The sequence below is a fragment of the Neorhizobium galegae genome (assembly GCF_017877135.1).
GTDB classification, from domain to species: Bacteria; Pseudomonadota; Alphaproteobacteria; order Rhizobiales; family Rhizobiaceae; genus Neorhizobium; species Neorhizobium galegae_A.
This window is the reverse complement of sequence record NZ_JAGIPH010000006.1, coordinates 133,412-155,256: the sequence shown is the minus strand read 5'-3', so window position 1 is coordinate 155,256 and position 21,845 is coordinate 133,412. Positions and strand designations below refer to the sequence as shown.

23 protein-coding genes are annotated in these 21,845 nt (G+C 62.5%); 14 read left to right on the top strand and 9 right to left on the bottom strand.

Features of this window, described 5'->3' with window-relative positions; genetic code table 11:
* Positions 1 to 56 precede the first annotated feature (56 nt).
* From J2858_RS17790 to J2858_RS17765, 6 genes are read left to right on the top strand one after another with little or no spacing between them, the layout of a single operon-like run.
* Positions 57 to 1,517 (top strand): UbiA family prenyltransferase, encoded by a 1,461-nt coding sequence (locus tag J2858_RS17790; protein ID WP_210106175.1) that lies wholly within the window; start codon positions 57 to 59, stop codon positions 1,515 to 1,517.
* On the top strand, positions 1,514 to 2,851 hold the full coding sequence (locus tag J2858_RS17785; RefSeq protein WP_210106174.1) for an FAD-binding oxidoreductase: 1,338 nt from the start codon (positions 1,514 to 1,516) through the stop codon (positions 2,849 to 2,851). The genes J2858_RS17790 and J2858_RS17785 overlap by 4 nt, the downstream gene beginning before the upstream one ends.
* A gap of 11 nt (positions 2,852 to 2,862) precedes the next feature.
* Positions 2,863 to 3,600: an SDR family NAD(P)-dependent oxidoreductase gene (locus J2858_RS17780; protein ID WP_210106173.1), complete on the top strand. Its 738-nt coding sequence runs from the start codon at positions 2,863 to 2,865 to the stop codon at positions 3,598 to 3,600.
* Positions 3,600 to 4,532 carry an NAD-dependent epimerase/dehydratase family protein gene (locus J2858_RS17775; protein ID WP_210106172.1) on the top strand — a complete coding sequence of 311 codons (933 nt, stop codon included), beginning with the start codon at positions 3,600 to 3,602 and terminating at the stop codon, positions 4,530 to 4,532. Before J2858_RS17780 ends, J2858_RS17775 begins: the two co-directional genes overlap by 1 nt.
* Positions 4,533 to 4,541: 9 nt before the next feature.
* The gene (locus tag J2858_RS17770) at positions 4,542 to 5,825 is read left to right on the top strand and encodes an NAD(P)/FAD-dependent oxidoreductase (RefSeq protein WP_210106171.1); all 1,284 of its coding nucleotides are present in this window, start codon (positions 4,542 to 4,544) and stop codon (positions 5,823 to 5,825) included.
* Complete coding sequence (locus J2858_RS17765; protein ID WP_210106170.1) at positions 5,822 to 6,244, top strand: GtrA family protein; 423 nt, start codon at positions 5,822 to 5,824, stop codon at positions 6,242 to 6,244. The genes J2858_RS17770 and J2858_RS17765 overlap by 4 nt, the downstream gene beginning before the upstream one ends.
* Before the next feature lie 204 nt (positions 6,245 to 6,448).
* Here the strand turns inward: J2858_RS17765 and J2858_RS17760 are convergent, their stop codons facing one another.
* Entirely contained in the window at positions 6,449 to 7,897 is a 1,449-nt protein-coding gene (locus J2858_RS17760; protein ID WP_210106169.1) for an aminotransferase class V-fold PLP-dependent enzyme, read from the bottom strand.
* Between the two features lie 98 nt (positions 7,898 to 7,995).
* Between J2858_RS17760 and J2858_RS17755 the strand changes: the two genes are divergently transcribed.
* The 4 genes from J2858_RS17755 (at position 7,996) to J2858_RS17740 (ending at position 10,477) form a co-directional block, all read left to right on the top strand.
* Positions 7,996 to 8,475, top strand: a complete 480-nt coding sequence (locus tag J2858_RS17755; protein ID WP_210106168.1) for an Lrp/AsnC family transcriptional regulator — start codon at positions 7,996 to 7,998, stop codon at positions 8,473 to 8,475.
* Positions 8,476 to 8,568: 93 nt separating this feature from the next.
* Positions 8,569 to 8,967 (top strand): acyl-CoA thioesterase, encoded by a 399-nt coding sequence (locus J2858_RS17750; protein ID WP_210106167.1) that lies wholly within the window; start codon positions 8,569 to 8,571, stop codon positions 8,965 to 8,967.
* A gap of 111 nt (positions 8,968 to 9,078) precedes the next feature.
* Positions 9,079 to 9,609 (top strand): cytochrome b, encoded by a 531-nt coding sequence (locus J2858_RS17745; RefSeq protein ID WP_210106166.1) that lies wholly within the window; start codon positions 9,079 to 9,081, stop codon positions 9,607 to 9,609.
* Positions 9,610 to 9,637: 28 nt separating this feature from the next.
* Positions 9,638 to 10,477: a RibD family protein gene (locus J2858_RS17740; RefSeq protein WP_210106165.1), complete on the top strand. Its 840-nt coding sequence runs from the start codon at positions 9,638 to 9,640 to the stop codon at positions 10,475 to 10,477.
* Here J2858_RS17740 and J2858_RS17735 read toward each other — a convergent pair.
* Genes J2858_RS17735 through J2858_RS17720 form a run of 4 tightly spaced genes read right to left on the bottom strand, consistent with a single transcriptional unit; the run spans position 10,403 to position 13,711 of the window.
* A complete protein-coding gene (locus J2858_RS17735; RefSeq protein WP_210106164.1) occupies positions 10,403 to 11,200 on the bottom strand; it encodes a class I SAM-dependent methyltransferase in 798 nt (265 codons plus the stop codon). The two genes, J2858_RS17740 and J2858_RS17735, sit on opposite strands and share 75 nt — an antisense overlap.
* Positions 11,201 to 11,210: 10 nt before the next feature.
* Positions 11,211 to 12,254 carry a glycosyltransferase family 4 protein gene (locus J2858_RS17730; RefSeq protein ID WP_210106163.1) on the bottom strand — a complete coding sequence of 348 codons (1,044 nt, stop codon included), beginning with the start codon at positions 12,252 to 12,254 and terminating at the stop codon, positions 11,211 to 11,213.
* The gene (locus J2858_RS17725) at positions 12,251 to 12,649 is read right to left on the bottom strand and encodes a 6-pyruvoyl trahydropterin synthase family protein (protein WP_210106162.1); all 399 of its coding nucleotides are present in this window, start codon (positions 12,647 to 12,649) and stop codon (positions 12,251 to 12,253) included. Before J2858_RS17725 ends, J2858_RS17730 begins: the two co-directional genes overlap by 4 nt.
* A 57-nt stretch (positions 12,650 to 12,706) precedes the next feature.
* Positions 12,707 to 13,711, bottom strand: a complete 1,005-nt coding sequence (locus J2858_RS17720; RefSeq protein ID WP_210106161.1) for a zinc-dependent alcohol dehydrogenase — start codon at positions 13,709 to 13,711, stop codon at positions 12,707 to 12,709.
* Positions 13,712 to 13,866: 155 nt separating this feature from the next.
* Here J2858_RS17720 and ribA point away from each other — a divergent pair, with 155 nt between their 5' ends.
* Entirely contained in the window at positions 13,867 to 14,973 is a 1,107-nt protein-coding gene (ribA, locus tag J2858_RS17715; protein ID WP_210106160.1) for a GTP cyclohydrolase II RibA, read from the top strand.
* A 22-nt stretch (positions 14,974 to 14,995) separates the two neighbouring features.
* Positions 14,996 to 15,793: a CDP-alcohol phosphatidyltransferase family protein gene (locus J2858_RS17710; RefSeq protein ID WP_210106159.1), complete on the top strand. Its 798-nt coding sequence runs from the start codon at positions 14,996 to 14,998 to the stop codon at positions 15,791 to 15,793.
* A 20-nt stretch (positions 15,794 to 15,813) separates the two neighbouring features.
* On the opposite strand, the gene J2858_RS17705 is transcribed toward J2858_RS17710, so the two are convergent.
* A complete protein-coding gene (locus J2858_RS17705; protein ID WP_245366554.1) occupies positions 15,814 to 16,722 on the bottom strand; it encodes a lysylphosphatidylglycerol synthase transmembrane domain-containing protein in 909 nt (302 codons plus the stop codon).
* A 206-nt stretch (positions 16,723 to 16,928) separates the two neighbouring features.
* Here J2858_RS17705 and J2858_RS17700 point away from each other — a divergent pair, with 206 nt between their 5' ends.
* Both J2858_RS17700 and J2858_RS17695 read left to right on the top strand, forming a co-directional pair.
* Positions 16,929 to 18,599, top strand: coding sequence for a sulfatase (locus J2858_RS17700; RefSeq protein WP_210106158.1), 1,671 nt, complete (start codon positions 16,929 to 16,931; stop codon positions 18,597 to 18,599).
* Positions 18,600 to 18,697: 98 nt separating this feature from the next.
* Positions 18,698 to 18,946: a WGR domain-containing protein gene (locus tag J2858_RS17695; RefSeq protein ID WP_210106157.1), complete on the top strand. Its 249-nt coding sequence runs from the start codon at positions 18,698 to 18,700 to the stop codon at positions 18,944 to 18,946.
* Between the two features lie 55 nt (positions 18,947 to 19,001).
* Here J2858_RS17695 and pcaF read toward each other — a convergent pair whose 3' ends face one another.
* The 3 genes from pcaF to J2858_RS17680 form a co-directional block, all read right to left on the bottom strand.
* Positions 19,002 to 20,207: a 3-oxoadipyl-CoA thiolase gene (gene pcaF / locus J2858_RS17690; protein ID WP_210106156.1), complete on the bottom strand. Its 1,206-nt coding sequence runs from the start codon at positions 20,205 to 20,207 to the stop codon at positions 19,002 to 19,004.
* A 108-nt stretch (positions 20,208 to 20,315) separates the two neighbouring features.
* The gene (locus J2858_RS17685) at positions 20,316 to 21,017 is read right to left on the bottom strand and encodes a CoA transferase subunit B (protein WP_210106155.1); all 702 of its coding nucleotides are present in this window, start codon (positions 21,015 to 21,017) and stop codon (positions 20,316 to 20,318) included.
* Entirely contained in the window at positions 21,014 to 21,721 is a 708-nt protein-coding gene (locus J2858_RS17680; RefSeq protein WP_210106154.1) for a 3-oxoacid CoA-transferase subunit A, read from the bottom strand. Before J2858_RS17680 ends, J2858_RS17685 begins: the two co-directional genes overlap by 4 nt.
* Positions 21,722 to 21,845 lie beyond the last annotated feature (124 nt).

Below are 21,845 nucleotides of genomic sequence, written 5' to 3'. Positions count from 1 at the left end.
ATAGAAGATGTCTGAGATGTTTCATCTCTGAAGGCGAATAACAGATCAGGTTTTCCATGCAGACACCACATCCGCACGACATTGAAGACCCGGTCTTGCGACCGAAGTTGCCCATTGTTGTCGATCTGGATGGAACGCTGGTTCTTTCGGATACTCTGCATGAAACCGCAGCAATTGCGCTGTTCCGCAATCCTCTCGGCCTTGTCCGGGCGCTGCCTGAGTTGCGCCGGGGGCGCCATCTGCTCAAGGCTGCCCTTGCGAGAGAAGTGGATCTGACGAACGAGGTTCTTCCGTTGCGGGAAGATTTTGTCCTGTGGCTGCGCAAAAAAGCAGAGGACGGTCATGAGCTTCATCTGTGTTCGGCAGCAGACCAGACGGTGGTTGACAAGGTGGCGCAACGGCTCGGCATCTTTTCTTCAGCGACCGGTTCTGCAACAGCGAACCTGAAGGGAAAGGCCAAGGCCCTCTATCTCCAGGACCGTTTTCCAGACGGGTTCATCTATGCCGGAGACCACGAGGTGGACCTTCCCGTCTGGCAGGCCTCGCAAGGCATTGTCCTGGTCGGTGTGTCCAGTGATGTGCGGCAGCGGGCTGTCGGGCTCGGCAAACCCCTGCTGGGCGAATTCCACACGGCGCCCTTAACCCCAAAAGAGTTCATGAAGGTCATCCGCGTCCATCACTGGACAAAGAACCTGCTGCTTTTCGTTCCCATTACCCTTGCGCATGAATGGTTTAACCTTGAGGCCGTTCTGCAGACGCTGATTGCCTTCGTCTGCCTTCTGGCGGTGACGTCTGCCACCTACCTCTTGAACGATATCGCCGACCTCAATTCCGATCGACAGCATTGGACGAAGCGAAACCGGGCAATCGCAAGCGGTCGCCTTTCCATCCGGGCCGCGTTCCTTCTTGCGGGATGTCTGCTTGTGGGGAGCTTTGTCACCGCGACCATCCTCTCCTTGCAATTTGCCGCGGCCCTTGCCTCGTATTTCGTCATAACCGGCGCTTACTCGCTGGGGCTGAAGCGTATCCCGCTGCTCGACACATTGATCATCGGCGTGCTTTTTACCACCCGCCTGGTTATGGGGACGGTCCTGCTTGCCGATTCGCGTCCGGCCTGGTTGCTGACATTTGCCGTCTTCTTCTTCTTTTCCCTGGCAACCGCGAAGCGCCATACGGAGATCGTGCGGGCGGCGCTCAGCGGCGATTTCAGCATCAGGAGCCGCGGATACGAGGTTGAAGATGCCGCCTTGACGCTGGCACTCGGTATCGCCGCCGCGCTTGCGTCGCTGGTCGTGCTGATGATCTTCATCCTTCAGGAGATGATGCTTGGCAGGACATACGCACATCCGGAATTTCTAAATGGCATTCCGGTCTTTCTGTCCATCTGGCTTGGCCGGATCTGGTTCCTGTCGCACCGGGGAAAGATGAACGATGACCCCGTCAGCTTCGCCATTCGCGATCGCTCCAGCCTCGGGCTGGGGGGTGTCGTCGTAGCGTTATTTCTGGCCGCCCTATGACGGATTTCGCTCGAGAAGAGGATTTCCGATCCTGGGGCAATGTGGTGCAGGCTGCCCATGCGGTGGCGAGGCCGTTCTGGCGCGACCAGCTGACCGCCACCGTCTCAACCGGTCGTCAGCAGGGATTGGCTCTTCTCGCGACGGGCCTGAGGCGATCGTACGGTGACAGTGTTCTCAATCCGGCAGGGGGCATGATCGACATGACCGGACTTGACCGGATCATCGCTTTCGATCCGGATCGTCGTCTTCTGCGCGCCGAGGCGGGCCTGCCGCTCCACACCCTCCTGGATCTGCTCGTGCGCCGGGGTTTCTTTCCGCCGGTGACGCCCGGAACGCGTTATGTGACACTGGGTGGCGCTGTTGCCAACGACGTCCATGGCAAGAACCACCATGTGAACGGGACCTTCGGTCGATGGGTGCGGCTGCTGGGACTGTTGCGTTCCAATGGGGAGGAGCTGCAACTATCACCGACGGAGCATCCGGATCTGTTTGCCGCGACGATCGGGGGCCTGGGCCTCACCGGCCTTATCACCTGGGTGGAACTTGAGCTTACTCCCATCGACAGCGCATCGATGGATGTCGAAAACATTCCCTTCGACGGGGTCGACGGGTTTTTTGCCCTCGCCAGGGAAAGCGAGGGAAACTTCGACTATACCGTGTCATGGATCGACTGCCTGGCCGCAGGGCCATCGCTGGGGCGCGGCATCTTTTCGCGCGCAAACCATTCTGAGAGCGGCTCGCCCTTGCCGGACCGGGGCAATACACGCTTCAGCATGCCTCTCGATGCACCGCAGTTTGCCATGAACCGTCACACCATCAACGCGTTCAATGCCGCTTATTTCCGGAACGGAAAGCGCAAGAGTGGTCCCGCCCGCGTTGGGATACATCCGTTCTTCTACCCGCTCGATTCGATCGGGCGCTGGAACAGGCTTTATGGCAAGAAGGGCATGTATCAGTATCAGTCGGTCGTGCCGCCGTCGGTTCAGTACGACGCCACGAAGGAGATGCTGGCGGCCATTTCGGCCAGTGGCCAGGGATCGTTTCTCGCGGTCCTCAAGACGTTTGGCGACGAACTTTCGCCGGGTCTCCTGTCCTTTCCGATGGAGGGCACGACGCTGGCGCTGGATTTCCCCAACCGGGGCGAGGAAACATTAAGATTGATGGCGCGGCTGGATGAAATCGTGCTGGCTGCTGGCGGGCGGCTTTATCCCGCCAAGGACGGCCGAATGCCGGCGCGCCTGTTTCAGGCCGGTTACCCCGCTTGGCAGGCGTTCTCCAAACACGTAGACAGCGGGTTCAGCTCCCTGTTCTGGCAACGCGTGTCACAGATGTGAAGGAATATAAAGTGCGCGTCATAATCCTGGGTGCGACGTCGGCGATCGCAGTATGCACGGCCCGGCTCTATGCAAAGGAAGGCGCCAGCCTCCTTCTCGTAGGCCGGGACGAGAACCGGTTGTCGCAGATGGCTGCCGACCTGAAGGTGCGCGGCGCTGAACGGGTCGAGATTGCGGTCCATGATTTGGCGGCCGAAACCGATGTTGGGGCTCATCTGTCTGGTTTCATCACGCAGCTCGGCGGCGTTGATCATGTCCTCATCGCCTATGGCATACTCGGCGACCAGCACGCAGCCGAGCGCGATCTGGTGGCGGCCGCCGAGATCCTGAAGGTCAACTTCAATTCAGCCGCCGCCTGGAGCCTTGCAACCGCCTCTGTCCTCGAGCGCCAGGGGCGTGGCAGCCTCGTGGTCATCGGGTCCGTTGCGGGAGACCGCGGCCGGCGCGCCAACTTCATTTACGGCGCGGCCAAGGCCGGCCTTGAGACGCTTGTGGAGGGTATTGCCCACCGCTTTGCCGACAAGGGGCCGCGCGCCGTGCTGATCAAGCCCGGCCCGACCATCACACCGATGACGGAGGGAATGAACCGCAAGGGCCTTCTTTGGGCGACACCGGAGAAGATCGCCGCCATCACCCATGCCCGCGCCTATCGCGGTGGCTCGATTGCCTACGCACCCGGCTTCTGGCGCTACATCATGCTGATTATCCGCACTCTTCCAGGCGTGATATTCAATCGAATGGACATCTGATGCACAGAATCGTCATCACCGGGGCCGCGGGGCTTGTCGGCCAGAACGTCATTGCCCGGCTGAGGGGTATGCCCGGCGTGCAGATCGTCGGTATCGACAAACATCCGACCAACACGGCATTGCTGCGCCGGCTGCATCCAGAAATCGAGGTCATCGAAGCCGATCTTGCGGTGGAGGGGCCGTGGATGGATGCCTTTGCCGGCGCCCAGACTGTCTTGCTCAACCAGGCGCAGATCGGCGGGCTGGTCGAGCAGGAGTTTACTGCCAACAATGTCGTGGCGACCGAAAAGATCGTGGACGCGATGCGTCGCCACGCCACACCCTATTTCGTCCATATTTCATCGTCTGTCGTTCATTCCAAGGCTGATGACTTCTACACGCGCTCCAAGACCGCGCAGGAGCGTTTCATTGACACCGTCACCGACATTCCCCACATCGTTCTGCGCCCGACGCTGATGTTCGGCTGGTTCGATCGCAAGCATCTCGGCTGGCTTCGACGGTTCATGGATCGCGTGCCGGTCTTCCCGATCCCGGGAGACGGCCGCTTCGTTCGCCAGCCGCTTTATGTCGGCGATTTCGCCAATGTCATCATCTCCGCGCTGCACACGAAACCGGTCGGCACCTATGACATTTCCGGTCTCGAGCAGACCTATTACGGCGATCTGATCCGGCTGATCCACGAGACGGTCAAGCCAAGAGCCCGCATCGTTCACATTCCCTACCGGATGTTCTGGTGGCTGCTGTTTTGCTATGCCAAGATCAGCAGCAAGCCGCCGTTTACCACCAGCCAGCTTGAGGCGCTGGTGATACCGGAAACCTTCCCGGTGATCGACTGGCCGGACATCTTCAACGTCAAGGCGACGCCGTTGAAAGATGCCATTGCGGAGAGCTATCTCGACCCGCGCTATAGCCAGATCCTGCTGGATTTTTAGGAGAATACGATGGTTCGTGTGATTGTCATCGGCGCCGGTGCGATGGGACTGGCGGCAGCCCATCGTGCCGCTCAACTGGGCCACGAGGTCGATCTCGTCGAGGTTGATAGTGTTGCAGGCGGCATGGCAGCCCATTTCGATTTCGGCGGACTTTCCATTGAGCGGTTCTACCATTTCGTCTGCCGATCCGACGAGCCCACTTTTGCGCTGATGCACGAACTGGGCATTGGCGACAAGATGCGCTGGCGGCCGACCTCCATGGGCTACTTCATGAAGGGCAAGATCCATCCCTGGGGCGACCCGATTTCGCTGTTGCGCTTTCCGCATCTCAGCCTGATCGCCAAGATCCGAACCGGGTTGCAGATGTTCCTCACGACAAAAGCGTCGAGCTTTGCCTCCATTGAGGATAAGACCGCACGCGAGTGGCTGGAAAAGGGGTCCGGGCACGAGGTCTACCAGACGCTCTGGAAGCGCCTGATGGAGCTGAAGTTTTATGAGCTGGCCGACAGGGTGTCCGCCTCCTGGATTGCGACACGTGTGCGCCGGATCGGCAACTCGCGCCGGTCCATCTTTCAGGAAGAACTCGGCTATATCGACGGCGGCAGCCAGACCCTGGTTGACGCGCTGGTCCGTGCCTATACCGCCAAAGGCGGGCGCATGCATCTGGCGACATCGGTCGACAAGGTCGAGACCGAGGGTGGCAAGGTGACCGGCGTCATCGCCGGCGGGCGCTTTCTCGCCGGTGACGCGGTCATTTCCACCGTGCCCACCCCGCTGATTTCCAGCATGGTACCGGATCTGCCGGCGGCCTCGAAAGCGCAATACGATGCCATCCAGAACATTGGTGTCGTGTGCCTCATCTTCCGTCTCAAAAAGTCGATCAGCAAGCATTTCTGGATCAATATCGTCGATGACGAGATCGACATTCCGGGCCTGATCCAGTTTTCCAACCTGCGGCCGGTGGATGAGACCGTGGTGTACGTGCCTTATTATATGCCGACCACGCAGGCGAAATGGCAGTGGAGCGACGAGCAGTTTGTCAAGGAGGCCTTTTCCTACATCCGAAAGGTCAATCCGCAGATCACCGAAAGCGATTTGATCGATGCAAAGGTCGGGCGCCTGAAATATGCGCAGCCGGTCTGCGAACCGGGGTTTCTCGACAAACTGCCGCCGATCCAGACGCCGATCACCGGTCTTCAGATTGCAGATACCTGCTATTATTACCCGGAGGATCGGGGCATATCGGAAAGCGTCCGTTATGGGCGCATGATGGCGGAAGCCATCGCGCGATGAACACCGCTCTGAAGAGGGTGCTGTCGAGCCCGTTCATCCGGTTTGCCTTTTCCGGTGGTCTTGCCGCCGGGGTGAACATCCTGTCGAGGCTGGCACTCTCGCAGATCTTTCCCTATTCGGTCGCCATCGCGATCGCCTTCCTGTTGGGAATGGTGACGGCTTTTACCCTGATGAAATTGCTGGTGTTTGAAAAGACAGGTCAGCGGGTCCATCATGAATACCTGCGCTTCTGCCTCGTCAATGCCGTCGCATTTGTGCAGGTGTGGGCGGTGAGCCTTGTGCTTGCGCAATTCGTGCTCCCCGCTCTCGGCGTTCAGGCGTACAGTGAAACGATCGCCCATGTCATCGGGGTCCTAAGCCCCATCGTCACCAGCTATTTCCTGCACAAGCATTTTACGTTTTCGAAAACGGGTTCGTGAGGCGGTACCAGGGCTGATGGAGCGCGCGCTCTCGGAACCTCAGCCTGGTTCATCATCCTTGGCCCCGATACTAAATGTGTTCATAAAGAACAGCGCCTCTGATGCCTCTGCGGCATCGCGCGCGTTCATTCCCGACAATGCCCGGTTCTCTTCACGCATGAGAGAAACGGATCGGGCGCCGCCACAACTTCAAGCCCTTTCCCCTCACGCCGCCTCTGGATAAAAGATCGCGCGGGCCGGGTCGAAGGCGTAGCTTCCGCAAAACTCGGTGGCATCGAAGGCAAGCGCGCTGACGCTTTTGAGGATGTAATCCACCTTGTCCTCGCTCAGCAGCACGGAAAAGTTCAGCCGGGTGAAGCCGGGCTTTTCCATTTCGTGGCCGGCAAGGATGGCGGTACGCAAGAGTGCGGACTGGCTTTCGCTGATCTCGAGCAGCCGATGCACATAGGGGCCGGCGCAGGCGCAGCCGCCGCGGGCCTGGATTCCGAAGCGGTCCGATAGCATGCGGGTGACCAGCTGCTGGTGCAGGAAGCCGTCCTTGCCATCGCGGATGCGAAACGACAGGATCGGCAGCCGGTCTGCCGAGAGGTTGCCAAGAAGCTCAATGCGCGGGTGGTCCTTCCAGGCCGCCAGCGCCCGTTGCGTGAGAGTCCGGTTGCGCTCCGTCATGAGGCTTTCGCCGATCGCGTCCTTGACCAGGAAGGCAAGGCCCGCGCGAATATCGCCGATCACATTCGGCGTGCCGGCTTCCTCGCGCGCTTCAAGGCTTTCTGAATAGTCGTGGCCGGTGGACGAGACGAATTTCACCGTGCCGCCGCCGCTCCAACTCGGCTTGTCGATGACGACGGCATCGCGCCGGACGATCAGCACGCCGGAGGCGCCCGGCCCGCCGATGAACTTGTGCGGCGAGACGACAATCGCGTCGATCTCTGCCCCCTTGTCCGGCGTCATGGCAATCGGCAGGTAGGGGCCGGCGCCGGCGTAATCCCAGATGATCTTGGCGCCCGCCTGCTTTGCCCGCCGGGTGACGGCGGCCACATCGGTGACGATGCCGGTGACGTTCGAGGCGGCAGAGAAGGAGCAGATCACCTGCGAAAAATCGTGCGAGGCATCAAGAACCGCATCCAGTTCCTCAAGATCCGGACCACCCTCTTCAGCCTCCGACAGTTCGACGATGTCGGCGCCGCTTTCGCGCCAGGGCAGGATGTTGGAATGATGCTCATAGGGTCCGATGATGACGCGCGTGCGCGGTAACGTCGCGCCAAAAAGGGCGACCAGCCGGTTGAGGCCGGCGGTGGCGCCGGAGCCGGCAAAGATCACCGCATGCTCCTTAGTCGCGCCGCAGAGCCTTGCGATCGTCGCCCTCGCCTCGCGCCGCATCCGGGTCATCATGCCGCCGCAGAAGGAGGCTTCGGTGTGGCTGTTGGCGTAAAACGGCAGGACGTCTTCCAGGATGAAGCGTTCCACCGGCATCAGCGCCCGCCCGGAGGCGACGTAATCGGCATAGACCAGCGGCTTCGGCCCGAATGGGCCGTCGATCATAGCATCGCGGCCGATCAGCCCGTCGCGCAGCATGTCCAGGTTGTCGCCATGGCCGAGCGTGTCCCGAAACCGTTGAAGCCTGTCCGTCGTCTGTCCTGCTGCCTGCGCCATCACCTGATCCCCGTTCTTTCTGATTTGTTGAGGATAGCTATTGCGCGGTGGTGGTTTCATCTCCTATCTTTGCCGAATTAAGGGCAATGGCGGGTCATATGATCGAAGAAAATCAGAAAATCGACGCAATCGATCGGCGCATCCTGACCTTCCTGCAGCGCGACGGTTCGCTGTCGCAGCGTGAACTTGCGGAAAAGGTCGGGCTGTCGCAAAACGCCTGCTGGCGGCGCCTGCAGCGGCTCGAGGAGGCAGGCGTGCTGAAGGGCGCGCAGGCGGCGGTGGATCTGCCGGCGCTGGGGCTCGATCTCACCGTGTTTGTGATGATCCGCACCCGCCACCACTCGAAGGAATGGTCGGAAAGCTTTCGCCGCCACGTGGAAAAACTGCCCGAGGTGGTGGATTTCTACCGCATCGGCGGCGATTGGGATTATCTGCTGAAGGTCGTTGCCCCCGGCATGCGCGGCTATGATGCCTTCTACCAGAAGCTGATCACGGATTTCGATTTCTCCACCGTCACCGGTTTCTTTTCGATGGAGGCCATCCTGCAGAACCGCCCGACGGATCTGACACGGCTATGACATCCTGCAATACCGCCATGCAGGAACATCGCTTGAAGGTCTGACGGTGCGCGTCCATCTGTTGTGCATTGCACAATGGAGAATGACGATACCATGACGACGAAGCCGGACGACCTTTCCGATGGTCCCAAGGGCGACCTGACACTGCGCACCCTTGCCATGCCCGCCGATGCCAATCCGGCCGGCGATATCTTTGGCGGCTGGGTGATGGCGCAGATGGATGCCGCTGCCGGCATTGCCTCCTCCGAGCGCGCACGCGGGCGCACGGTAACGGCCGCCGTGCGCGAAATGATCTTCCGCCAGCCGGTGAAGGTGGGCGATACGCTCTGCATCTATTCGACCGTCACCCATGTCGGGCGCACCTCCATGACGTTGTCGGTGGAATGCTGGGTTCGCCGGCAGTTCTCCGAAACCCGCCAGAAGGTGACGGAGGCGAGTTTCGTCATGGTGGCGCTGGACGAAAGCGGCCGCCCTCGCCCCGTGGATCGCTAGCACCGCTTGCCCCTCGCGGCGAGTTGATCGAATATCAGCCATCCTTTTCGTTCGAAATCGCGTAACCTCCCCCGACAGGACCAGAGGGTGATGGAAGAGGGGGAGGCGCCGATGACACGGACGGGGCGAGAGGTGCGCTATCCGGCGGCGATGCGCGTGGTGCACTGGCTGGTGGCGGCCCTCGTGGCCGTTGTCTGGCCGCTCGGCATGGTGATCAAGTTTACCCGCGAGGATGTGAAGCTCGACTTCTACCTGCTGCATGAAAGCCTCGGCTTCATCGTGCTGTGGCTGATGCTGGTGCGCATCGGCACGCGGCTCACTGCCTCGTCGTCCCTCCCCTCCCCTGCCGCCGGCGTGGAGGGATGGGCGAGCCGGCTCGTGCACGGCCTCCTGTATTGCGCTCTGGTGGTCATGCCACTCAGCGGATTTCTGGCAACCAATGCGCATGGCTTTCCGCTGCGCTGGTTCAACATCGTGCCGATCTGGAGCCCGATCGGTAAAGCGCCTGCCATCGCGCCCTGGTTTTCCGCCATCCACAGCGTCAGCGCATGGATCCTTTTCGGTCTCATCGCGTTGCATCTCGGGGCGGTTTTATTCCATCATATTATCCGCCGCGACGAAACGCTCACCCGTATCCTGTGACCATCAAGCCGGCGGACACTTCAAAGACATGCGCAGCATCAAGATGACCGAACCGCTCTGGACACGCCTGCTCGGCCTCAGTGACGGCCGGCATCGTCCGACCCCATTTGAAGAACCCGGGCTGCAGCTCTATGGGCCGATTGCCGCTGCCCGCGGCCGTTTCGTGCTGGCGCAGGTCGGCCAGTCGCTCGATGGGCGGGTGGCAACGATTTCAGGCGATGCGCGCGATATTTCCGGTCCCGACGGTCTTGCCCATCTCCACCGCTGCCGCGCGCTGGTGGAGGCGGTCATCGTCGGCGTCGGGACGGTCAAGGCGGATAATCCGCGGCTGTCCGTGCGCGAGGTGAAGGGTCCTGATCCGGTGCGCGTCGTCATCGACTGCCGGGCCGAGCTATCGGGGGAGGAAGGCCTGTTTCATGACGGCGGCGCCCCCGTCATCCTCATCCAGTCGAAGGAGGCGCCGGAGCGTCGCTACCGCGCGCAGGTGATCCGGCTTGCGCAATCGCCGGCAGGGCTTTGTCCGCATGCCATCCTGGATGCGCTGTCTGCGCGTGGGTTGGAGCGCATCCTGGTCGAAGGCGGCGCACGCACCATCTCGCGTTTCATCGACCAGGGGCTTGTCGACCGGCTGCATGTGTCGATTGCCCCGCTCATCATCGGCTCCGGCCCCTCGGGTATATCGCTGCCGCCGATCGATGCGCTCTCGCAGGCGCAGCGACCGGCCGCCCGGGTATTCAGCCTCGGCAGCGACATCCTGTTCGATTGCGAGCTGACGCCGCGCTCAAGGGATGCCTCAGTCTCGCGGCAGCGCCAGAAGGTCGTGGTGGCCGACCTCACATCCGCCCCGCTCTCCCCGGACATAGGCTAGCCTGAACGCCATCCATTCGCCGATTTCTTCCGGCTGCAGCGTGCCGATCTCCAGCACCGGATCGACCAGACCGCGCAGGAAGGCGATGTGAAGATCCGCCTCGTCGCGGCCGATCCGCCAGACGCTCGGCGCAATCGAAACGTCATAGGAAAGAGCATCGAGCTTTGTCCGCAGGTGCTCGGTCGCGTTCGGTCCAAGCGCCGGCCCCAGCCCCTTGTCCGTCAGCTGATGGCGGTTGAAATCGGCCACCACGCGCTGATCGAGCGGATGCGGGCGCTGCCATTCCACGCGCCCGTCGTAGTTCAAGGCCGCATAGAGCCCGATGCGCCGCGCTGCAAGCACGCCGAGAAGCCGGTCGCAGAAGGCGGCGGAGCCGAGATCGAAGAAGGCGGAGGCGGTGACGATCGCCACGCCATCGAGCGGCATGCCGTCCGGCTGGTTGAGGTCGTGGCGGACAAATTCGATTCCGTCCGTCCCCAGCTGCTTTTCGGCGGCCGCAAGCAGGGAAGGATCATAATCCAGAAGCCGCCAGTTCGTGCCTGCGGGCAGGTGCTGCGACAGGCTGCGATAGGTGGAGCCGGTGCCGCAGCCGATATCGAGTACGGTTGCCGGCGGCGCACGGTCTGCGACGTAACGGCTGAAGGCATCGACCAGCGCTACGTCGCGCGCCAGACCATCGACAGGCTCGCGCAGGCGAAGCCATTTCGCATCGAAGCCGCTCATGGAGTTCCTTTCAGGAAAGGCGGTGGAGGGCAGAAGAGACAATTGCGGCCGTATCTGGCCAGCCCGGCAAATTTAAGCCCGCAATGAAGGCCGCATCGGCAAATTTTCGCCGTTCGGCAGAAGAAGTCAGAAGCCGGCGCAGCGCGGCGGCAAAAGCCTCCACATCATCCACCGCCACCAGAAGCCCTGCCGATTTCGGCACGACGTCGGGAATGGCACCCGCAAGGCATGCAACCACCGGCAGCCCTTGCGACAGCGCCTCGGCAAACACCATGCCATAGCCCTCGTAGCGGCTGGCAAGCGCGAAGATATCTGCTTCACTCATCGTCAGCCGCACATCCGCCCGCTCGCCGGCAAAGGTCACGCGGTCGGTGAGCTTCAGCTGGTGGCGCAGCATTTCCAATTCGGCGGTGGTGACCGGATCGAGATCGCGGCTGCCGACAATGGTGGCGTGCCAGGCGAGATCGCGCACGCGGTCGAGCGCCTTCAAGAGAACGTCATGCCCCTTGCGGCGGGTGAGCGTGCCAACCGTCAGAATATGCGGCGGCACATTATTGCCCTTGGCAACCGGCGCCCGCTCGGTGCCGGGAAGCGCCACCGTGATCTTCTCCTCGGCCACACCGTAATGCGCGGTGAGGCCGCGCGCGGTTGCGGGGGATGTCACGACGATATGGCGGACATGGGACAGCGCGCGCATTTCCACCTGCTGGAAAGTTGCCTGCTGCACCGGTGTCAGGCCCGTTTCAAGCGCCAGCGGATGATGCACCAGCGCCACCACCCGCAACCGTGCGGCAGAGCGTTCAGCCCACCGATCCATGACGCCGAAGGCGAGCCCATCGATCATCACCAGTGTCTCGTCTGGCAAGGCATCGAGCCGGGCTTCCGCTTCCTGAAGCTGTTCCGCGGACGGGTTCGGAAAGCCATCGCCGAGACCCAGCGTCTCGACGGTCCATCCGGCGCAGCGCAGCCCCTCGATCAGGCGGCGGTCATAGGCATAGCCGCCGGTGCTGGTTTCAAGCCGGCCGGGATAGGCAAGCACGAGGCGCCCGCTCAAAGATCGGCCTCGTACCAGCCGCGCGCCATATGGCTCTCATTGAGCAGCACGCGAAGGCGGCAGATGCGGGCGCTGCCGGGGCCGAGCTTGTTGTCCGCAACCGCCTGCTTCAAGGCATCGAAGATATGCTTGGCAATCACTTCGGTGGTCGAAATGCGGCCCTTGAACACCTCCAGCTCATCGAGGTTCTGGTAGTTGAGCGGCTTTAGCACCTCCGACAGAACCTGTGTGGCAAGACCGATATCGACGGCCAGCCCGTCCTCGTCGACGTCCTTGGTGAAGAAGGCGGCATCCACCACGAAGGTTGCGCCATGCATGCCCTGGGCGGGGCCGAAAACCGGCCGCTTCAGGCTGTGGGCGATCATGATGTGGTCTCTGACTTCGACTGCGAACATGAAACTCTTGGTCCTTCCTTCGGGCTCTATGGGGTAAAGGCGTGCGGGTGAAAGCGTTTAGGTGTAGCGGACGCGGTGGCAGAGCGTATCGGTTGCATCAAGGATACGCGGATAGGCCGCCTGCAGATCATCAAAGGCGGTTTCGCCGGAGATCAGGGCGTCTAGCCGTGCATCCTGCAGAAGGTCCATGGCCTTCTCAAGCCGACGCTTGAAGGTCCAGCGGGCGCGGCGATGCGGCGGAACGCTGCCGACCTGCGAGGAGACGATGGACAGCCGGCGCGAATGAAAGGCGCCGCCGAGCGGCACGGTGACCCGCCGCTCGCCATACCAGCTGGCCTCGACGATGCGGGCCTCGATGCCGGCAAGCGCGATTGCCTGCGCCAGTGCAGCCGGTGCGCCGGACGCATTGATCAGCACATCGAACTCGCCTGCAACGCCATCGCCTGGCGCAAAATCCAGCCCGAGCGCGCTGGCAAGCGCCGCCCGCTCTGGATCGCGGTCGATCAGTAGCGTTTCTGTGCCGGCAATCCGGCTGCTCAAATAGGCGGTAAGCGTTCCGACGACGCCTGCCCCGAACACAGCGACCCGGTCTCCGGGCTGGATCAGCGCATCCCAGACGATGTTGAGCGCGGTTTCCATATTGGCCGTCAGCACCGCCCGCTCCGCCGGCAGGCCCGGCGGAAGCGGCGTCACCATGGCGGCATCGATGTTGAGCCGATCCTGATGCGGATAGAGCGCAAAGACGGTTTTGCCGGCAAGCGTTTCCGGCCCCTCTTCCACAAGGCCCACCAGGGCGTATCCATATTTGACCGGAAACGGAAACTCGCCGCCCATATGGGGACCACGCATGCGCTCGCGCTCGCTGTCCGGCACGAGGCCCTTGAAGACGGTGGATTCGGTGCCGCGGCTGATGCCGCTGAAGAGCGCCTTCACCCGAGCCTCATGGCCTTGCGTTGGCGGAAGCGGCTCCTCGCGCACGGCACAGCGACCGGGCGCCTCGAACCAGAGCGCTCGTGCCGTGTCGTTACACTCCCGGCCGGCGCCTGCTGTCGAAAGGCCCATTCCGATGTTCTCCTGCGCTGTGCCACATTCTGCCTGTATCTAAGGCAGGTTTTCGAAAAGGCGCGCGCGAGATGCATCAATTTTAATTTATAATAGCCGGCGATCCGTTGTCTTTTGAAGGGCGTAGCGCCACCTAAGGACACAAGGAGGCCAGCATGACCGCAGAGAGCCCATTCTCGAAACACTTTTCCAATCCCGCCATCGCCGTTGAGCGCGCCGTCTCGGAATTGCGTTATGGCCGGCCTGTTCTGTTTTCGGATGACCACCGCAAGCTTGCCGTGCTGGCGCTGGATGCGGCCTCGCCTGCCGTCTACGACCAGTTTGCCGCAACCGTGCACAATGCGCACGACCTGCTGCTGACCCGCGAGCGCGCACGCCGGCTGGGCTTGAAAACCAATCATGATGTGGCCGTGCCGCTTGCCGGCCTGAATTTCGAGCAGGCCTCCCGCCTTTCCTATGCGCTCGATGCCGAGGTGCCGCGCACCTGCCGTCCGGCCGATGCGCTGTTGTCGCAGTCGGCTGAGCTTGCAAGCGTGGCCCTTCTCCTTCCGGCGATGATCTGCGCCGACGTGACCGGCCTTGAAGACCGTTTCGATGGCTGCTGCGGTCTTCATGCGTCCGAGCTTTCGAATCTGCGTCCGGCGCGCGAAACCTTCCAGAAGGTGGCGCGCACCCGCGTGCCTCTCAAGGATTTCGGCGATGCCGATTTTGTCGTGTTTCGCGGTGGCGTGGCGCAGAAGGATCAGGTGGCGATCGTCGTCGGCAAGCCGGATGTTTCAAAGCCGGTGCCGATCCGCATCCATTCCTCCTGCATCACCGGGGATCTCTGCGGCTCGCTGAAATGCGATTGCGGCGACCAGCTGCGCAACGGTCTTGAGCTTTTGCAGCAGGCCGGCGGCGGCGTGCTGGTCTATCTCGACCAGGAAGGTCGCGGCACAGGCATCGGCGCCAAGATGCGCGCCTATGGCTACCAGCATCTCGGCCTCGACACGATCGATGCCGATGCGGAACTGGGTTTCGGGCAGGATCACCGCCGCTATGAGGCGGCCGTTGCCATGCTGCGGCTTCTCGGCATCGGCGAGGTGGTGGTCTACACCAACAATCCGACGAAGATCGCAGCCCTTCAGGCCGGCGGCATCACCGTTCATGCCCGCACGCCCGTTCTCGGCCGCGTAACAGTGGAAAACCAAAACTACCTGCGCACAAAGACCCTGCGTGCCGGGCATATGCTGGACCTCGAAACGCTGGTTGCCGCAGAATAAGGCGCAAGGCGGGAGGCTTGTCATGTCCATCCACGATGAAAGGCACGGCGCAGGCTTTGCGTCGCGCCTGCGGCCGGCTTTCTTCAGCCACGATCCGCTGCTTCTCAATACCTTGAAAGTGCTCTGCGTCGTCTATCTGGCCTCGATTGCCAGCTGGGCGATGGCGGCAAGCCACCTGCCGCTGGAGATCCATGTGCCGATCATTGCCGGCATTCTTCTCGCCGGCATCTTCGCCGCTGTCGTGCATGGCCTGCCGTTCCACCGCCATCTTCGGTTCGGCTACGCCAATCTTGTCACGGCCTTGCGCGCCGGTATCGTGAGCTTTGTTGCGGCAACGGTTCTATTTTCTCAAAGTTTTGGGGGGCCTCATCTCGATGCGATGATCTGGTGGATGGTGGCTGCCGTCCTCTCTGCGCTGGCGCTCGATGGTGTCGATGGCTATCTGGCGCGCCGGTTCCGCCAGCAGTCGGCGCTCGGCGCCCGCTTCGACATGGAGGTGGATGCGGCCCTTATCCTCATCCTGTCGGTTGCGGCCCTCGTGCTCGGCAAGGCCGGCGCCTGGGTCGTCCTGATCGGGCTGATGCGCTACCTGTTTGTGCTGGCGCAGTGGTTTTTGCCGGCGCTGCGCGCCGAGCTTTCGCCGTCGCTGCGCCGAAAGACGGTCTGCGTGGTGCAGGGAGCGGCCCTTTGCCTGGTGCTGGTGCCGCAGGTGACAGCGCCGCTGTCGGCCTGGATCTGCGGCGGGGCGCTGGCGGCGCTGACCTATTCCTTCGGTGTCGATGTTCTGGCGCTGATGCGGCGCAAGGTGGATGCGACGTGAGACAGGCGGTCATGCCGCTGTCAGCCGGATTTTTCGACGGTTTTTCCACCGCGTCGCGAAAAGGCCATGACCAGAAAGCCCGGAGAGGCGCCGGCCATGGCAAGCGCGCCGTAAACGAGACTTGCCGAAACGCCGTCTGCACTGGCAAGACCGATCAGCGGCCAGAGGGCTGCCGCTGCCGCCTCGCGCGTGCCCCAGCCACCAAGCCCGGTCGGGATCAGCATGGCCGCCAGACAGAGCGGAACGACGGTGAAGGCACCGGCCAGCGGCAAGGGCGCACCCACCGCATCAGCCGCGAGCAGGAACAGCGCCACATAGCCGAGAACCACCAGCAGGCTGAGGCCGCCCTGCACGACAAAGGCGCCGCGCGCCAGAAACACCTGGCCGAACTCTGCCGCCAGCCCCTTGAACCGGCGCATCAGCAAAACCACACCGACGCAAAGCCCGGCGAACACTGCGCCCGCCACCAGCAGGCCTTTGCCGGTCATCAGGTTGCCGCCGATCAACAGCGGCCAGAACACCAGCCCCGGCAGGCAAATCACGATGAAGGCGAACTGCCCCGACAGCCGCTCGAAGAACACGGCCTTTGCCGAACGCTGCCAGCCGCCGGCCTCGCCATCTGCGCTGCGATAGGCGCGCAGCACATCGCCCGCCATGCCGCCCGGGGCGACCTGATTGACTGCGCTTGCCACGTAATATTCGCCGATCGCATGGGAAAGCGTCATCTCCTGCCCGAGCCTGCCGGCGGTGAACCGCCAGCGCAGGCCAGACAGGATGATCTGCCCCTCCACCAGCAAGAGCCCGACAATCACATGCAGGAGAGAGACATTCGACAGCGCCGCCAGAATGTCCTGCGGCTTCAGCCACCAGACGAGAAGCGCAAGACAAGCGAGCGCAATAGGCGTTGCAAGGGTCCGCAGAAGGTTCAAGCGCCAGCCTTTCCTGGTTTGGAGCAAAATGTCTCCTACCCGCTTTTCAGCCGGCATGCCATTTTCGGCAGAGGTCTGCATCGCACATCTTTGCGGGTCCTCCTCCCGCTGCCCGCTTCAGGCCATCGCACGCCTGTCTTGAGCGAGGGTAGGGCGATGCCGTGTCCGTTGTTGCTACGGAGAGGCTTCGCCTCCGGATTGCCCTCATGACCCAGCCCTCCCCTCCCCCGCCGCTTGTTCCTTCTGCGTCATCTTCCGCGCCCTCCCCTCCCCCGGCCCGTCTCAGACAGGCGGTCGTCGCGGGCTTCATCTTCTGCGCCATCACGCTTGTGGTGCTCAACATGCCCGATCACCCGGATGCCATGACGCCGGCCGCCTTTCTGCGGCTGCCGCTGGAAGTGCCGGCCCTTCTTGCGGTGCTGATCATGGCGCGCGACCGGCTGAACCGGCTGCTGGCCTTTCTCCTGACGCTCGTCTGCGGCGTGATGCTGTTCCTGAAGCTTGCCGATATCGGCACCCAGGCCGCCTTTCAGCGGCCGTTCAACCCCTATCTCGACGTGAAGATGCTGGGCGACGGCTGGAACATCGCCTCCGGCAACCTTGGCTTCCTTGCCGCATGTCTCTCATTGCTCGGGATCGTCCTTCTGCTGGCGGGCGTGCTCGGGCTCACTTTTTCCGCGATCCGCCGATTGGCCCCTGTTGGCCGGATGACCGGCCGGCGGGCCGGGCTCTCGGCGGGCCTCCTTGCCGTCAGCGCGCTTCTCCTTGCCACAACGAGCCTCCGTCCCGGGACCCTGCCGGTGACGGCGGATGCGGGACGTTATCTTGGCGCGCGCGTGACGCTTGGCATTGCGGCGGCCCGTGACCTCCGGCTTTTCGAACAGCAATTGGCGGACGGTGAAAAGGCAGGCCGCGCATCTGCGGGAAATAGCCAGCTGTTTCAGGCGGTCGCCGGGCGCGATGTCATCCTCGTCTTTGTCGAATCCTATGGTCGCAGTGCTGTGGAGGATCCGCGCTATGCACCCGTCACTGCTCCGCGCCTTGCCGCGATGGAGAAAGAACTCGGCCGCGCCGGCTTTCAGTCTGCCAGCCGCTGGATCACCTCGCCCACTGTTGGCGGCCTCAGCTGGCTTGCCCATGGCACGTTTCTGTCCGGCCTTCAGATCGACAGCCAGGCCCGCTATGACCGGCTGATGGCAAGCGAGCGCCCAAGCCTCAACCGGCTGTTTGCCGATGCCGGCTGGGAGGCCGTGGCGGTGATGCCGGCCATTACCATGGACTGGCCGGAGGCCGCCTATTACGGCTATGACCGGATCCTCGCCGCCAAGGATCTCGGCTACCGCGGAAAGCCATTCAACTGGATCACCATGCCCGACCAGTACACGCTGTCGGCGCTGCAGACCATGGTGCGGGCGAAAAAGCCGCGAAAGCCGGCGATGGTGGAAATGGCGCTGATTTCCTCGCACGCACCCTGGACGCCGGTCGCCTCGATGGTCGACTGGGACGCGATTGGCGACGGGAGCGTGTTCGATGCGCAGGCGACGAGCGGCGATCCGCCAGCGGTTGTCTGGGCCAATCCGGAGCGGGTGCGCCGGCAATATATCGAAACCATCGATTACAGCCTGCAGGCGCTGTCGAGCTATATTGCGCGCCACGGCGAGGATGCGGTGTTTCTCGTCATCGGCGATCACCAGCCGGCGGCCATCGTCACCGGGCCGGACGCCTCGCGCGCGGTGCCCTTTTCCGTGATCAGCCGCGATGGCGCGCTGATCGACCGCTTTCAGGCTGCAGGATTTGACGCAGGGCTGACGCCGAAACAGGAGGTCGAGCAACCGATGAGCGGCCTCTATAACCAGCTGATCGACCTTCTGCGCTGAAAGCCCCTCCCCACCGATCAACGACGTGAATCAATCACGCCCAATCGATTCCAAACATGCGTTGGACGGTATCCGAAGCGTTCGCCACAGTGGCGGCCATGACAGAACAACGATTTCACGTGCATCTGGCCCATCGCATTGACCCGACCCGCAACATGGCACGGTTCTATCATGTTGCCATCGAGGTCGATCTGTTCGGCGAAATCTGCCTCACCCGCAGCTGGGGTCGTATCGGTACGCTCGGGCGCGACCGCCAGCAGGTTTTTGATGATTGGACCGCGGCGGCAGAGGCCATGGATCGGCTGGTTTCCGCCAAGCGCCGGCGCGGTTACCGGTCGACAACGTAAGTCATTGCCGACGTTCTCTCTCCCTGGCGATAGTCAAGGAGAGAGCGCGAGAGCATCAGGCCCGTTCCAGCACCACGGCGATGCCCTGCCCGACGCCGATGCACATGGTCGACAGCGCGTAGCGGCCGCCGGTCTCCTGAAGTTCGAGCGCTGCCGTGCCGGTGATGCGGGCGCCCGACATGCCAAGCGGGTGGCCAAGGGCAATGGCGCCGCCATTGCGGTTGACGCGGGCATCATCATCGGCAATGCCCAGCTGACGAAGCGTGGCAAGGCCCTGGCTTGCAAAGGCCTCGTTGAGCTCGATCACATCGAGCTGGTCCTGGGTCAGACCCAACCGGTCGAGCAGTTTCTGGCTGGCGGGTGCCGGGCCAATGCCCATGATGCGTGGCGGAACACCGGCCGTTGCACCGCCGAGGATGCGGGCAATCGGTGTCAGGCCATATTTTTTCGCAGCCGCCGCGGAGGCAATGATGAGCGCTGCCGCGCCGTCGTTGACGCCGGATGCATTGCCGGCCGTCACCGTGCCGCCATCCTTGCGAAACGGCGTGGGGAGCTTGGCGAGCGCTTCGATGGTGGTGGCGCGGGGATGCTCGTCCTTCTCCACGACAATCGGATCGCCCTTGCGCTGTGGAATCGTTACGGAGACGATTTCCTTGGTAAGGCGACCATTGGCCTGCGCCGCCGATGCCTTGTTCTGGCTGCGCACGGCAAAGGCGTCCTGATCCTCGCGGCTCACATGGAAATCGGCCGCGACATTTTCGCCCGTCTCCGGCATCGAATCGACGCCATACTGTTTCTTCATCAGCGGGTTGATGAAGCGCCAGCCGATCGTCGTGTCATAGATTTCGGCCGCGCGCGAAAAGGCGGTCTCGGCCTTCGGCATGACGAAGGGCGCGCGGCTCATGCTTTCCACGCCGCCGGCAATCATCAGCTCTGCTTCGCCGGCCTTGATGGCGCGGGCCGCGGCAATGACGGCGTCCATGCCCGAACCGCACAGCCGGTTGATCGTGGTGCCGGTGACCGAGACCGGCAGGCCGGCGAGCAGGAGAGACATGCGCGCGACATTGCGGTTGTCCTCGCCCGCCTGGTTGGCGCAGCCATAGATTACGTCATCGACGGCTTCCCAGTCGACGGAACTGTTGCGCTCCATGAGCGCCTTCAGCGGCACCGCGCCGAGATCATCGGCGCGCACGGACGACAGGGCACCGCCGAAGCGGCCGATGGGGGTGCGGATGTAATCGCAGATATAGGCGTCAGTCATGTCAATCTCCCTCAGGCATGGCGTGCCGAGCCGCAGCGCGGTTCGCCCCTTGCTGATATGCTTAAAGCATAAAACAATTTCGGCCAGCGGCGATTTCGCCGCAGACGCTCAGAGTGTCGGCACGATCAGGTCGGCCACATCGCCATCGGTATGCAGCGGCGCGCCGGTCATCGCCTGCAACTCATCCAGCGTCATGCCCGGGCGCATCTCGCGCAGGACGAAATGCCCGGCGCGGATATCGATCACCGCATGGCTGGTATAGACGCGGGTGATGCAGCCGACGCCCGTCAGCGGAAAGGTGCAGGTCTCCACCAGCTTGGGCTTGCCGTCCTTCGTCATATGCTCCGTGATGACGAAGACCTGCTTTGCGCCATGCACCAGATCCATGGCGCCACCGACGGCGGGTACGCCCTTGGAACCGACGCGCCAATTGGCGAGATCGCCGTTCTGCGCCACCTGATAGGCGCCGAGAATGGCGACATCCAGATGGCCGCCGCGCACCATGGCGAAACTGTCGGCGTGGTGGAAGAAGGACGCACCCGGCTTCAGCGTTACCGCCTTCTTGCCGGCATTGATGAGGTTCCAGTCCTCCTCCCCTTCCGGCGGCGGCTCGCCAAAATTCAGGATGCCGTTTTCGGTGTGGAAGATCGCCTCGCGACCCGGCGGCTGGTAGCGCGCCACCATTTCGGGAAAGCCGATGCCAAGGTTCACATAGGCGCCATCGGCAATATCCTGGGCTGCGCGCCAGGCGATCTGCGCGTTCGTGAGCTTCAGGTCGTCGCGGGTGTTGAGCGTGCTGCTATCGGTCATGCGTAGGCCACTCCGGCGCGGATGAGGACTTCTTCCTGTTGCGGGTCGGCGACTTCCACGACGCCGTTCACGAAAATGCCGGGCGTGATGACCGCTTCCGGATCAATGCCGCCGGGGGGCAGGATTGTCGTCACCTGGGCAATGGTGGTCTTGGCGGCCATGCACATCAGCGGATTAAAATTGCGGCCGGCCTTGTTGTAGGTGAGGTTGCCGTGGGTATCGCCGAGTTCCGCCTTGACGATGGCGAAATCTGCTTTCAGCCAGCGCTCCTGCACATAGGGCCGGCCGTCGAATTCGGCGATCACCTTGCCGTTGGCAAGTTCGGTTCCGTAAGCGGTCGGCGTATAGAAGGCCGGAATGCCGGCGCCGCCGGCGCGGATGCGTTCGGCAAGCGTCCCCTGCGGCACCAGTTCCAGTTCGATTTCGCCGGCGAGATAACGATCGGTGAAAGCGCGCGGATCGGAAGAGCGCGGGAAGGAGCAGATCATCTTTTTGACCATGCCCGCATCGATCATGGCGGCAATGCCGATGCGGCCATTGCCGGCATTGTTGTTGATGACGGTGAGGTTTTTCACGCCCCGATCGATCAATGCGTGGATGAGCTCGATCGGTGCGCCGGATCCGCCGAAGCCGCCGATCATGATGGTTGCGCCATCGAAAATGCCGGAGACGGCTTCGGCCGTGCTTCCGATTGTCTTGTCCATAGGGGCTCTCTCCCGGAGTTTTTGCTGAGGTGCAGTTAGCGCCCGCCGGTTGCCAGCCGTCAACTTTTTTGTGCGTTATTTGACTTTTGTTCATATAGCGCACAATATCTGATGCCACAGGAGG

Bases quoted from the DNA above. Each gene is read 5' to 3' on its own strand.
- J2858_RS17775 (WP_210106172.1), top strand. From the start codon at position 3,600: ATGCACAGAATCGTCATCACCGGGGCCGCGGGGCTTGTCGGCCAGAAC.
- J2858_RS17720 (WP_210106161.1), bottom strand. From the start codon at position 13,711: ATGGGCCTTTCGACAGCAGGCGCCGGCCGGGAGTGTAACGACACGGCA.
- J2858_RS17695 (WP_210106157.1), top strand. From the start codon at position 18,698: ATGACAGAACAACGATTTCACGTGCATCTGGCCCATCGCATTGACCCG.
- J2858_RS17735 (WP_210106164.1), bottom strand. From the start codon at position 11,200: ATGAGCGGCTTCGATGCGAAATGGCTTCGCCTGCGCGAGCCTGTCGAT.
- J2858_RS17765 (WP_210106170.1), top strand. From the start codon at position 5,822: ATGAACACCGCTCTGAAGAGGGTGCTGTCGAGCCCGTTCATCCGGTTT.
- pcaF (WP_210106156.1), bottom strand. From the start codon at position 20,207: ATGACTGACGCCTATATCTGCGATTACATCCGCACCCCCATCGGCCGC.
- ribA (WP_210106160.1), top strand. From the start codon at position 13,867: ATGACCGCAGAGAGCCCATTCTCGAAACACTTTTCCAATCCCGCCATC.
- J2858_RS17685 (WP_210106155.1), bottom strand. From the start codon at position 21,017: ATGACCGATAGCAGCACGCTCAACACCCGCGACGACCTGAAGCTCACG.
- J2858_RS17680 (WP_210106154.1), bottom strand. From the start codon at position 21,721: ATGGACAAGACAATCGGAAGCACGGCCGAAGCCGTCTCCGGCATTTTC.
- J2858_RS17785 (WP_210106174.1), top strand. From the start codon at position 1,514: ATGACGGATTTCGCTCGAGAAGAGGATTTCCGATCCTGGGGCAATGTG.
- J2858_RS17770 (WP_210106171.1), top strand. From the start codon at position 4,542: ATGGTTCGTGTGATTGTCATCGGCGCCGGTGCGATGGGACTGGCGGCA.
- J2858_RS17745 (WP_210106166.1), top strand. From the start codon at position 9,079: ATGACACGGACGGGGCGAGAGGTGCGCTATCCGGCGGCGATGCGCGTG.
- J2858_RS17700 (WP_210106158.1), top strand. From the start codon at position 16,929: ATGACCCAGCCCTCCCCTCCCCCGCCGCTTGTTCCTTCTGCGTCATCT.
- J2858_RS17750 (WP_210106167.1), top strand. From the start codon at position 8,569: ATGACGACGAAGCCGGACGACCTTTCCGATGGTCCCAAGGGCGACCTG.
- J2858_RS17790 (WP_210106175.1), top strand. From the start codon at position 57: ATGCAGACACCACATCCGCACGACATTGAAGACCCGGTCTTGCGACCG.
- J2858_RS17760 (WP_210106169.1), bottom strand. From the start codon at position 7,897: ATGGCGCAGGCAGCAGGACAGACGACGGACAGGCTTCAACGGTTTCGG.
- J2858_RS17755 (WP_210106168.1), top strand. From the start codon at position 7,996: ATGATCGAAGAAAATCAGAAAATCGACGCAATCGATCGGCGCATCCTG.
- J2858_RS17740 (WP_210106165.1), top strand. From the start codon at position 9,638: ATGCGCAGCATCAAGATGACCGAACCGCTCTGGACACGCCTGCTCGGC.
- J2858_RS17710 (WP_210106159.1), top strand. From the start codon at position 14,996: ATGTCCATCCACGATGAAAGGCACGGCGCAGGCTTTGCGTCGCGCCTG.
- J2858_RS17725 (WP_210106162.1), bottom strand. From the start codon at position 12,649: ATGTTCGCAGTCGAAGTCAGAGACCACATCATGATCGCCCACAGCCTG.